The sequence below is a fragment of the Xenophilus azovorans DSM 13620 genome, assembly GCF_000745855.1.
GTDB classification, from domain to species: Bacteria; Pseudomonadota; Gammaproteobacteria; order Burkholderiales; family Burkholderiaceae_C; genus Xenophilus; species Xenophilus azovorans.
In genome coordinates, this window is record NZ_JQKD01000089.1 from 1 (window position 1) to 10,855 (window position 10,855).

Consider the following 10,855-nt stretch of genomic DNA (forward strand, 5'->3'; position numbering starts at 1 on the left):
CCGGCTCAGGCGCCCAGTGCTCAGTCACGGGCTTCACGCATCCCAGAGGCCGCTCGGGCTACCCGAGCCGGTCCGAGGCTTAAAGATACAAGGCGAGATGACCGATACACAGGCCGGCCGCCTAGCCGGCAAGGTGGCGCTGATCACCGGTGCCGCGGTGGGCATCGGGCGCGCGAGCGCATTGCGCTTCGCGGCCGAGGGCGCCGCGGTGGCCGTGGCGGACATCGACCGGCCGCGCCTGCAGGCCCTGGCCGATGCCCTGCAGGCGGGCGGGGCCTCCTGCATGGCCCTGCCCATGGACGTGACGGACGAATCCAGCGTAGCGGCCGCGTTCGGGCAAGTGCGTGAGCGGTATGGGCGCCTGGACGTCCTCATGAACAACGCCGGCGGCTCGTCCATGAACGACCGCAACGTCGTCGACATCGACATGGAGGAGTTCTGGCGGGCGATACGCATCGATCTCTTCGGCACCTTCGTGTGCTGCCGCCACGCGATACCGCTGATGCGCCTGGCGAAGGGCGGCTCGATCGTCAACATGGGGTCCATCAGCGCGCACCGCGGGCTGGTCGGCAGGGATGCCTACACGTGCGCGAAGGGCGGCGTGACGGCCCTGAGCCGCTCGCTGGCCGTGGAGTTCGCGGCGGAGCGCATACGCAGCAACGTCATCGCCCCGGGTGCCGTCCTGAGCGAGCGGATGGAGAACTTCATCCGCGACGACGAGCGCGTGCGCACGGCCGTGAGCAGGCACCTGCTGGGCCTGCCGGCGCCCGACGAGGTGGCGGCAACGGCCGTCTTCCTCGCGAGCGACGAATCGGCCCACATGACGGGCGCCGTGCTGGCGCTGGACGGGGGCCGCAGCGCAGCGGCGTGAAGCTGGTAGCTGGTTTCCGTCCGGCCGGGCGCCGACAATGGCAAGGTCGATTCCCGGCCCTTCCATGCGCAACGTTCCATCGGTCCAGCAATTGCGTGCATTCGTGGCGATCTACCGCACCGGCAAGATCGCCACCGCCGCCGCCGAACTCTCGCTGACGCAGTCGGCCGTGAGCGTGCTGCTGCGCCAGCTCGAGAGCCGGCTCGGCACGCGCCTGTTCGACCGTGCCGCACGCGCGCTTCACCGCACGCAGGCGGCCGACGAACTGATCGCGCGCGCCGACCACGTGCTGTCCGAACTGGCCGGCATGACCCAGGACATGCGGCAGCTCTCCCAGGCCCAGCGCGGCCTCATCCGGGTGGCGGTGACGCCGGTCATCGCGCAGGCGCTCATCCCGCCGGTGCTCGAGCGCTTCCAGCAGGCGCATCCCCAGGTGCGCGTGGTGCTCCAGGACGCAGGGCCCGAGATGTTCCTGGCCAACCTGCTGTCGGGCCGTGCCGACTTCGGCATCGGCATCGCCGACGAATCGCATCCGGAGCTGGACTCGCGCATCATCATGAACGACCAGCTCTACCTGCTGTGCGCGCCGTCGAGCGCGCTGGCTTCATCCCGCGATCCGCTGCCGTGGCGCGCCCTGGGCGAGGAGCCCATGGTGCTCCTTCGTCCCGGCTACGGCCTGCGCCGCAAGATCGACCAGGCCGGTGCACGCGCCGGCGTCCAGCTCATCGTGGCGCACGAGGTCACGCTCTACACGACGGCCATCGCGCTGACGGCCAGGGGCCTGGGCTCCACCATGGTGCCGGCGTCGACCGCCAAGGAACTGGTGCGGGTCCACGGACTCGTGGCGCGCAAGCTCACCTCGCCCGTGGTCCGGCGCCCCATCAGCGTCATCACGCGCAAGGGGCATCTGCTGCCGCCGGCCGGCGAGCTGTTCGTGGCCGCTTTCCATTGACGCGGCGGCCGCTCGTCCTACGCGCCGTGCAGGGCGCGGTAGTTCAGCAGGTCCTCGATGCCGAAGCGCCCGTTCTCGCGGCCGAAGCCCGACCAGCCCCAGCCGCCGAAGGGCGTCGCGAGGTTCTGCGGCGCGCCGTTGATGACCACCTGGCCCGTCTTCATCTGCCGCGCCGCGGCGCGGGCCCGATCGGCATCGCCTGACCAGACGGCGCCCGACAGGCCGTACCGGGTGGCATTGGCCATCTCGATGGCCTGGCGCTCGTCGTCGTACGGCATCAGGGCGAGCACCGGCCCGAAGACTTCCTCCTGCGCCAGTTCCATCGCCGGCGTCACGCCGTCGACGAGGGTCGGCTGCACGAAGAAGCCGGCTTCCGCTTCGCTGTCGGGCGATGCGCCGCCGAACACCAGATCGCCGCCTTGCGCAACGGCGCGCCGGACCATCGCCTGGACGCGCTCGAACTGGGCCTTGGTGGCCACCGGGCCCAGCCGGGTGGCCGGATCCAGCGGCGAGCCGACCGGCCAGTGGCCCAGCCCGTCCTGGAGGCGCCGCCGGATCTCCGGCACCAGGCGCCGCGGCGCGATCAGCCGCGACTGGCAGACGCAGGCCTGGCCCGAGTTGGCCATGCTCATCCGCAGCACCGCGGGCAGGGCGGCGTCGAGGTCGGCGTCCTCGAGGAGCACGGCGGCGGACTTGCCGCCCAGCTCCAGCGTCACCGGCTTCGGGCCCTCGGCGGCGGCCGCCATGATCCGGCGGCCGACGTGGGTGGAGCCGGTGAAGCTGATCCGGTCGACGCCGGCGTGGCGAACGAGCTGTTCGCCCACGTCGGGGCCGCCCCAGACCAGATTGAAGACACCCGCGGGCAGCCCGGCGGCATGTGCGGCCTCGGCGAAGACCATGGCGGCGCCCGGAGCCACCTCGCTGGGCTTGAGCACGACGGTGCAGCCCGCGGCGATCGCGGCGGCGACCTTGGCGACGATCTGGTGCAGCGGGAAGTTCCACGGCGTGATGGCCGCCAGCACCCCGGAGGGCACGCGCTCGACGACGCCGTTGCCGATGCGTTCCTCCCAGTCGATCTGGCCGATGGCCTCGATCGCGAGTTCCAGGCCCTTCAGCGGCATCGGCAGCTGCATCAGGCCGCCCAGCCACACGGGGCATCCGATCTCCTGCGCGAGCAGGCGTGTGGCCTCGTCCGTACGCGCGCTCAACTGCGCGTGCAGCCGCCCCAGCGCCTCCCGCCGCTCGTCGAGCGTGCTCCGGCTCCAGGCCTGGAATCCCGAGCGGGCGCTGCCGACCGCACGTTCGACGTCTTCCGTCGAGCACGACACGACGTGGCCGGCCTCGACGCCGGTGGAAGGGTCGACCACCGGCATGCGGACTTCGCCGCGCGACGGGAGGAAGCGCCCCTCGGCGTAGTGGTTCGCGTAGGCGTGCTTCATCGGGGCTCCCCGAGCGGATTCGCCGGTGCGGCGGGGCCGGTCATGCCCTTCATGGGCTGGAGCCGAAGCAGATGCCACGGGCTGGGGACCACGCCGAGCTTGACCTCGACGAGCACCGGGCCGGGCTCGTCGTTCGCGGCCCGCACGGCGCCGAAGAGCGCTTCCGGGGAATCGGCCTGCACATACGGCACCCCGAAGGCGGATGCCAGCAGCCGGAAGTCCGGATTGGTGAGTTCCACCGCCACCTCGGCGCCGAATTCCCGCTTCTGGATGGCGCGGACGTTGCCGTAGTGACCGTCGTTGAAGACCACCAGCGTGACCGGCAGCCTGTAGCGTCTTGCCGTCGCGAGTTCCTGCATGTTCCAGCCGAAGCCACCGTCGCCCGTGATGGAGACCACGCGCTTGCCGCGCCCTCCGACCGCCGCGCCCAGCGCCACGGGAAAGCCGTATCCCAGGGTGCCCTGGTAGCCGGGGCCGATGTAGGTCCGCGGCGCGAAGACCGGAAAGGCGATGCGGGCCAGGTAGCCCACCTGCGTCAGCTCATTGACGAAGATGGCGTCCTCGGGCATGGCGTCGCGCAGGGCGCGCACATAGGACGCCTGGGGCTCGACCTGCTCGATCTGGGCCGATGCCCAGTCCTTCACCCGCCTGGCGTCCTCGTTGGACAGCGCCGTGCGCTTCTTCACGCGCGCGCCGAGTTCCCGAAGCCCCTGGGCGGCATCGGCCCGGATCGCCACCTCGGCCGTGCGAGGCGCGGTGAGGTCGTCGGCGTCGATGTTGATGTAGATATAGCGGATCGTGCCGGCAGGCCACGAGGGCGTGGGCGTCAGGGCGTCGATGAAGCGGCTGCCCACGACGAGCACCACGTCCGCGTGCTGGAAGACGGCGCGGCCCGCCAGCGCGTTCATGCCCAGGGGGTGCGCATCGCTGATGGCGCCCCGGCCGTTGTCGCTCATCACGACCGGCGCGCCCAGCTTCTCCGCGAGTTCGCGAAGCGGGCCGCCCGCGTCGGCGGAGAGCACGCCGCCGCCCGCGTAGATGACGGGCAGCCTGGCCGCGTCGAGCAGGGCCGCGGCCCGGTCGTACAGCCCGGCATCCGGCGCCTCGGCAGGCGGCGCGTCCTGCGTGACGGCACGGGGCTCGCCCTCCACCTTCGAGCTCAGGAAATCGTGGGGAATCTCCAGGCCGACCGGGCGCGGCCGGCCCGCCTCCAGCCGGGCGAACGCGGCGTCCACGGACGGGGCGATGTCCTCGGGCGAGCCGGCGAGGTGGCTCCACTTCGTCAACCCCTTGACGAAACCGGTCTGGTCCTTGATCTCGTGCAGCAGGCCCAGGCCCTTGCCCAGCCCGGTCGAGTGGATCTGGCCGGTGACGAAGAGCACCTTGGAGTTGGAGGCGTAGGCGGTGGACAGGCCCGCGCCCGCGTTCAGCGCCCCGGGGCCCGGAACCACCATGGCGGCGCCCGTCCGGCCGGTGGCCCGGTAGTACCCGTCGGCCATGTACGTCGTCGTCTGCTCATGGCGGGGGATGAAGAGGCTGATCTCGTCGGGGCGCTGGCGCAGCGCGTCGACCGCCCAGTCCAGCTGGATGCCCGGAATCAGGAAGAGGTCCTCGATGCCGTGGCGGATGAGGCGATCGACCAGGACCTGGCCGCCTGTCTTGGATTGGGGTGTGCTCATAGGGATGTGCTGTGGTGTCGGTGAAGGTGGTGCAGTGCGCATCAGTGCGCGCGGTGGTGCGTGCGCTGCGCCGTGGGGAACGTCCCCGGCAGCAGGATCCCGCGATCGACGGACCGGACCTCGGTCCGGCCGCAAAGCGCCATGGTCAGGTCCAGCTCGGAGGCGATGAGCTCCAGGCACTTGCGCACGCCGGCCTGGCCGGCCGCGCCGAGCCCGTAGAGGAAGGGGCGGCCGATCATGGTGGCCGATGCGCCCAGCGCCAGTGCCTTGAGGACGTCCTGCCCCGTGCGTATGCCGCCGTCCAGCCAGACCTCCATCTGTGAGGCGGCGGCGTCCACGATGGCGGGAAGCGATTCGATCGTGCTGGGTGCGCCGTCGAGCTGCCGGCCGCCGTGGTTGCTCACCACCAGCGCATCCGCCCCGGAGGACGCAGCATGCCGCGCGTCCTCGGGATCCAGGATGCCCTTGAGGATCAGCTTGCCGCCCCAGAGCTTCTTGACCCATTCGACGTCCTGCCACGAGAGCGTGGGGTCGAACTGCTTCGAGGCCCAGGTCGACAGGGTGGAGATGCTGTCCACGCCCCGGGCATGCCCGACGATGTTGCCGAAGGTCCGGCGCGGGGTCCTGAGCATGCCGGCGCACCAGCGCGGTCTGGTCGCCAGGTCGACCAGGTTCGGGAAGGTCGGCTTCGGCGGCGTCGTCAGGCCGTTCCTGCGGTCCTTGTGCCGCTGGCCGGGCACCTGCAGGTCCAGCGTGAGCATCAGCGCCGAGCAGTTCGCCTGCCGGGCCCTGTCGATCAGGGACCGGATGAATGCGCGGTCGCGCATCATGTAGAGCTGGAACCAGAACGGGCGCTCGACATGCCGCGCCACGTCCTCGATGGAGCAGATGCTCATTGTCGACAGCGTGAACGGCACGCCGAATGCCTCGGCCGCCTTCGCCGCCAGGATCTCCCCGTCCGCGTGGACCATGCCCGTGTTGCCGGTCGGCGCCAGCGCCACCGGCATCGCCACTTCCTGCCCGAGCATCCGGGTCTTCAGGGAGCGGTTCTCCAGGTTCACCGCCACGCGCTGGCGCAGCTTGATCCGTGCGAAGTCGGCCTCGTTGGCGGCGTAGGTGCTTTCCGTCCATGACCCGCCATCCACGTAGTCGTAGAACATACGGGGCACGCGCCTGCGGGCCATGGCGCGCAGATCCTCCACGCACGTGATGGCGGCCGGCATCGCTTACTTCTGCTGCTTCGGCAGGCCGGCGATCACCTTCGCCCAGCGCTTCGACTCGGCATCGATGAAGGCGTTGAAGGGCTGCGGGCCGAGGTAGGCCGGCTCGGCCGACAGGTTCATGATCTGGGTCTGCACCTCGGGCTTCTCGAGCACGGCCTGGAGGGCGCCGGCCAGCTTCTCGGCCACGGCCGGCGGCAGCCCCTTGGGACCGAACATGCCCATCCAGGCGGGCGCGACGTAGCCGGGAACGCCCGCCTCGGCGATCGTCGGGATCTCGGGCGCGAGCTTGGAGCGGCTGGCACTGGTGACGCCGAGCGCCACCACCGTGCCGGCCTTCAGATGAGGCGCCACGGAGGTCAGGTCGACGATGGCGACGGGGACCTGCCCGCCGATGACGTCGGTGACCGCCGGCGCGCTGCCGCGATAGGGCACCGCGGGCAGCCGGGTCTTCGTCGTGCTGGCCAGCAGCTCGGCCGACAGGTGGTGCGCGGTGTACTGGCCCGAGTTGCCCGTGGGCACCTCGTCGGATTGGGCCGCGGACAGGAGCGACTGCAGGCTGCCGTATCCCGACTTCGCGCCGGCCACCAGGACCAGGGGAATGTCGGCGAGCTTCGCCAGCGGCTGCAGCTGCTTGCCCGGGTCGAGGGGCGGTGCGTCCGGCAGATGGGGGCCGATGGCGATCGCGCCGGTCGCGCCCATGCCGATGGTGTAGCCGTCCGGCTGCGCCTTGGCCACCAGCAGCAGCCCCGTGGCGCCGCCGGCGCCGGGCTTGTTGTCCACGACGACCGGCTGGCCCAGCGCCTGGCCGAGTTCCTTGGCCACCACGCGGGCGATGCCGTCGGCCGAGCCGCCGGTGGCGAAGGGCGCGATGATCGTGATGGGCTTGGACGGGAACGCCTGCGCGTGGACGCTCAGGGCCGTCGCGGCGAGGCCGAGCGCACACAGGATTTTCTGGGCAAGGGAAGGGTGCACGGTTTGTCTCCGTTGGTGGTGGTTGGTGGGGGAAAGAGGCTCAGAGCAGGATGCCGGCGCGCCTGAGCATCGTGTCGAAGATGAGGCGGTTCACTTCGCTCCTGCCCGCGACGCGCGTCCGGGGCACGGTGCGCAGGATCGCTTCGGGGATCGGGCTGTTCGGCCCGCTGCCCGCGTCCGACGCGAGCTGGATCTCGCAGGCGCGCTGCAGCACCCACAGCCGGTTGAAGGCCGTGGGGACGTCGGGGCCGACCACGAGGAGGCCGTGGTTGCGCAGGATCATGTGGTTCCTGCTGCCCAGCGACGCCACCAGGCGGGGCTGCTCGTCCAGGTTGGTGGTCACGCCTTCGTACTCGTGGTAGGCCACGTCGTCGTACAGCATGGCGCTGTAGAAGTTGTCGTGGCGCAGCCCCGACGCCTTGGACGCCACCGCGCAGCCCGCCGTCGTGTGCACGTGCATGATGCAGTGCGCATCGTCCCGCGCGGCATGGATGGCGCTGTGGATCACGAAGCCCGCGCGGTTCACCTGGCCGGTGCTGCCCGCACGGGGCGTGCCGTCGATGTCGATGCAGACCAGGTTCTCGGGCGTGACCTCCGCGTAGTGCAGGCCGAAGGGGTTGATCAGGTACGCGGGCTTGTCGCCTTCCGGCGCGGGCACGCGCACCGTGATGTGGTTGAAGATCAGTTCCGTCCAGCCGAGCCAGTCGAAGAGCCGGTAGCACGCGGCGAGGTCTTTGCGGATCCTTGTTTCCGATTCCATCGTGGGTTCTCCAGAACGCTACTTGAGGCCGCCGAGGCAGACGTACTTGGTCTCCATGTACTCTTCCAGGCCGTATCTGGCGCCCTCCCGCCCCATGCCGGACTGCTTGACGCCGCCGAAGGGCGCCACGGCCGTGCTGATGAGGCCGGTGTTCACGCCGACCATGCCCGCCTCGATCGCGCCCGCGACGCGCCACACGCGCGCGAGGTCGCGGGAGAAGAAGTACGAGGCGAGCCCGAACTCGCTGCTGTTGGCGATGGCGATCGCGTCCTCCTCGGTCTCGAAGCGGATCAGCGGCGCGACCGGGCCGAAGATCTCCTCGTTGGCGACGCGTGCGCCCGGCGCCACGCCGGTGAGCACGGTGGGCTCGTAGAAGGTGCCGCCCAGCGCGTGGCGCCGGCCGCCGGTCGCCACCGTGGCGCCGGCCTGCACGGCGTCGGCCACCAGTTCCTCCACCTTGGCCAGCGAAGGCGGGTCGATGAGAGGGCCCTGCTGCACGTCCGCGTCGATGCCGTTCCCGACGCGCAGCCGGGAGACCGCGGCGGCGAGCATGCCGGCGAAGCGGTCGTAGACGCCGGCCTGGACGAGAAAGCGGTTGGCGCAGACGCAGGTCTGGCCGCTGTTGCGGTACTTGGATGCGATGGCGCCTTCCACGGCCGCCTCGAGATCCGCATCGTCGAACACGATGAAGGGCGCGTTGCCGCCGAGTTCCAGCGACAGGCGCTTGAGCGTGGGCGCGCACTGGGCCATCAGCGTCCGGCCCACTTCGGTGGAGCCCGTGAAGCTGAGCTTTCTCACCAGCGGGCTCGCCGTCAGGGCGCCGCCGATCTCGGCGGCGCTGCCGGTGACGACGCTCAACACGCCCGCGGGCACGCCCGCCCGCGAGGCGAGCTCGGCCAGGGCCAGCGCCGACAGCGGTGTCTGCGAGGCGGGCTTGACGACCATCGTGCAGCCCGCCGCGAGGGCCGGGGCCGCCTTGCGCGTGATCATTGCCGCGGGGAAGTTCCAGGGCGTGACGGCCGCGCACACGCCGACCGGCTCCTTCCTGACGACGATGTCGCGGTCCGCCCAGGGGGAGGGGATCAGGTCGCCATAGGCGCGCCGGGCCTCCTCGGCGAACCACTCCACGTAGGCGGCGGCGTAGGCGATCTCGCCCCTGGCCTCCGCGAGCGGCTTGCCCTGCTCGCTGGTCATGATCAGGGCCAGATCGTCCTGGTGCTCGGTCATCAGCTCGAACCAGCGGCGCAGGATCCGCGCGCGATGCTCCGCGGTGGTGCCGCGCCAGGCCTTGAAGGCGCGATCGGCCGCTTCGATGGCACGCAGCGTCTCGGCCCGGCCCGCCCTGGGGACGGTGGCCACCAGCTCGCCGGTGGCGGGGTTGCGCACGTCGAGCGTGGCGCCGCTGTCCGCGTCGCACCATTCGCCGGCGATGCAGGCCTTCGTGCGAAGGAGCGAAGGGTCCTTGAGTCGAATCATCGATGGGCTCCGGAAGGGGGGGCACGGCGCCTCAGACGAACCGGAACTGGAAGCGGCCCAGCGGCCCGTAGTCCGCATCGAACGCATCGCCCCGCCTGGCTGCCACGGGCCGGGTGAAGGAGCCCGCCAGGACGACCTGGCCGGGCAGCAACGCTTCACCCCAGGGCGCGAGCTTCTGGGCGAGCCACGCGATGCCGATGGCAGGATGCCCCTGGACACCGGCGGCCAGGCCGGTCTCCTCGACCACGCCGTTCTGGCGCAGGACGGCGCCGCACCAGGGCAGGTCCACCTCGTCGGGCCGCACCTTCCTGCCGCCCAGGACGATGCCGGCGTTGGCGGCGTTGTCGCTGATGGTGTCGTAGACCTTGCGCATCGCCCTGGAGTGGCGATCGAACTGCTCGATGCGGGAGTCGATGATCTCGATCGCCGGCTGCACGTACTCGGTCGCGGCGAGGACGTCCTGCATGGAGACCGATTCGCCTTCCAGCTTGTCCTTGAGGATGAACGCCAGCTCGACTTCGACGCGCGGCGCGATGAAGCGGTCCGCCGGGATGTCGCCCGGCTCGAAGAACATGTCGTCGAGCAGCGTGCCGTAGTCCGGCTCGGTGATCTGGCTCGCCTGCTGCATCGCGCGCGACGTCAGGCCGATCTTGTGCCCCTTCACCGTCCGCCCCTCGGCGAGCTTGAGCTTCATCCAGGCGCGGGAGATGGCGTATCCGTCCTGGATGTTCATCTCCGGGAAGCGCTTGGAGAAATGTTCCACCTGGGTGCGGGACTTCTCGCTCTCGTGCAGTTCGGCGGCGAGTTGCTGAATCAGGCTGTCTTGAAGCATGGTTGTCTCTGTGTCTCGTTGAACGGCGGATGTGCGGGTCTCACAGCCGCGACACGGCCTGGAATCCTTCGGCGCTCGAAGCCTGCGCCTTCGGAATCGCCCGCCCGTCCTGCGGCGTGACGGGCAGCACCACATTGATCTGCCCCGTCCCCGACGAGCCGAAGTACGGCGTCACCACTTCCGCCCTTCCGTCATACGCCGACCACCCCAGCGCCCCCAGCAGCATCGCCGTGTCGTGCATGAAGCCCTCGCCATGCCCCTTGACCGCGTACTCCGGCAGCATCGCGCAGAAGTCGGCCCATTCGGCGTTCTCCCACATGCCCACCACATCGTGGTCCATGCGCTCCAGCAGCGGGCTCCAGATGCGGTCCGCATACTGCGGCGCCAGCCCGTTCTGCGCGAAGCGGTGCGACATCGAGCCGCTGGCGAAGAAGGCCACCGTGCCGTCGTAGTGGTCCTCCACCGCGCGGCGCATCGCCCAGCCCAGCCGCGCGCTGTCGTTGAGGTAGTGGCTGGTGCACAGGGCCGACACGCAGATCGCCTTGAAGTGCAGGTCCTCGTTCATGTAGCGCATCGGCACCAGCGTGCCGTACTCCGGGCCCAGCGTGGTGGCGTCGTGCGCCAGCGTCTCCACGCCCCACTCGTTGCAGG

The 10,855-nt window shown here is 70.6% G+C and carries 10 protein-coding genes; 2 read left to right on the plus strand and 8 right to left on the minus strand.

Going from position 1 to position 10,855, the window contains the following annotated elements; genetic code table 11:
* Positions 1–97: 97 nt before the first annotated feature.
* Positions 98–871, plus strand: a complete 774-nt coding sequence (locus tag Q392_RS25465) for an SDR family NAD(P)-dependent oxidoreductase (protein ID WP_038214855.1) — start codon at positions 98–100, stop codon at positions 869–871.
* Between the two features lie 64 nt (positions 872–935).
* Positions 936–1,823 carry a LysR family transcriptional regulator gene (locus tag Q392_RS25470; protein WP_169748353.1) on the plus strand — a complete coding sequence of 296 codons (888 nt, stop codon included), beginning with the start codon at positions 936–938 and terminating at the stop codon, positions 1,821–1,823.
* Between the two features lie 17 nt (positions 1,824–1,840).
* Here Q392_RS25470 and Q392_RS25475 read toward each other — a convergent pair whose 3' ends face one another.
* The 8 genes from Q392_RS25475 to Q392_RS25510 all read right to left on the minus strand — a co-directional run.
* The gene (locus tag Q392_RS25475; protein ID WP_038214867.1) at positions 1,841–3,262 is read right to left on the minus strand and encodes an aldehyde dehydrogenase family protein; all 1,422 of its coding nucleotides are present in this window, start codon (positions 3,260–3,262) and stop codon (positions 1,841–1,843) included.
* Positions 3,259–4,941 (minus strand): thiamine pyrophosphate-dependent enzyme, encoded by a 1,683-nt coding sequence (locus tag Q392_RS25480; protein ID WP_038214879.1) that lies wholly within the window; start codon positions 4,939–4,941, stop codon positions 3,259–3,261. The genes Q392_RS25475 and Q392_RS25480 overlap by 4 nt, the downstream gene beginning before the upstream one ends.
* A gap of 41 nt (positions 4,942–4,982) precedes the next feature.
* Positions 4,983–6,164: an alpha-hydroxy acid oxidase gene (locus Q392_RS25485; protein ID WP_038214882.1), complete on the minus strand. Its 1,182-nt coding sequence runs from the start codon at positions 6,162–6,164 to the stop codon at positions 4,983–4,985.
* A 3-nt stretch (positions 6,165–6,167) separates the two neighbouring features.
* Positions 6,168–7,136 (minus strand): Bug family tripartite tricarboxylate transporter substrate binding protein, encoded by a 969-nt coding sequence (locus tag Q392_RS25490; protein WP_051953960.1) that lies wholly within the window; start codon positions 7,134–7,136, stop codon positions 6,168–6,170.
* A gap of 40 nt (positions 7,137–7,176) precedes the next feature.
* A complete protein-coding gene (locus Q392_RS25495; RefSeq protein WP_051953961.1) occupies positions 7,177–7,896 on the minus strand; it encodes a class II aldolase/adducin family protein in 720 nt (239 codons plus the stop codon).
* 18 nt (positions 7,897–7,914) lie between these two features.
* Complete coding sequence (locus tag Q392_RS25500; protein WP_038214885.1) at positions 7,915–9,372, minus strand: NAD-dependent succinate-semialdehyde dehydrogenase; 1,458 nt, start codon at positions 9,370–9,372, stop codon at positions 7,915–7,917.
* Positions 9,373–9,403: 31 nt separating this feature from the next.
* Positions 9,404–10,204 (minus strand): 2-oxo-hept-4-ene-1,7-dioate hydratase, encoded by an 801-nt coding sequence (hpaH, locus tag Q392_RS25505; protein ID WP_038214888.1) that lies wholly within the window; start codon positions 10,202–10,204, stop codon positions 9,404–9,406.
* A 40-nt stretch (positions 10,205–10,244) separates the two neighbouring features.
* A partial coding sequence (locus tag Q392_RS25510; RefSeq protein WP_038214897.1) for a DODA-type extradiol aromatic ring-opening family dioxygenase occupies positions 10,245–10,855 on the minus strand: 611 nt, incomplete at its 5' end.

Bases quoted from the DNA above. Each gene is read 5' to 3' on its own strand.
- Q392_RS25500 (WP_038214885.1), bottom strand. From the start codon at position 9,372: ATGATTCGACTCAAGGACCCTTCGCTCCTTCGCACGAAGGCCTGCATC.
- Q392_RS25480 (WP_038214879.1), bottom strand. From the start codon at position 4,941: ATGAGCACACCCCAATCCAAGACAGGCGGCCAGGTCCTGGTCGATCGC.
- Q392_RS25470 (WP_169748353.1), top strand. From the start codon at position 936: ATGCGCAACGTTCCATCGGTCCAGCAATTGCGTGCATTCGTGGCGATC.
- Q392_RS25495 (WP_051953961.1), bottom strand. From the start codon at position 7,896: ATGGAATCGGAAACAAGGATCCGCAAAGACCTCGCCGCGTGCTACCGG.
- Q392_RS25475 (WP_038214867.1), bottom strand. From the start codon at position 3,262: ATGAAGCACGCCTACGCGAACCACTACGCCGAGGGGCGCTTCCTCCCG.
- hpaH (WP_038214888.1), bottom strand. From the start codon at position 10,204: ATGCTTCAAGACAGCCTGATTCAGCAACTCGCCGCCGAACTGCACGAG.
- Q392_RS25465 (WP_038214855.1), top strand. From the start codon at position 98: ATGACCGATACACAGGCCGGCCGCCTAGCCGGCAAGGTGGCGCTGATC.
- Q392_RS25485 (WP_038214882.1), bottom strand. From the start codon at position 6,164: ATGCCGGCCGCCATCACGTGCGTGGAGGATCTGCGCGCCATGGCCCGC.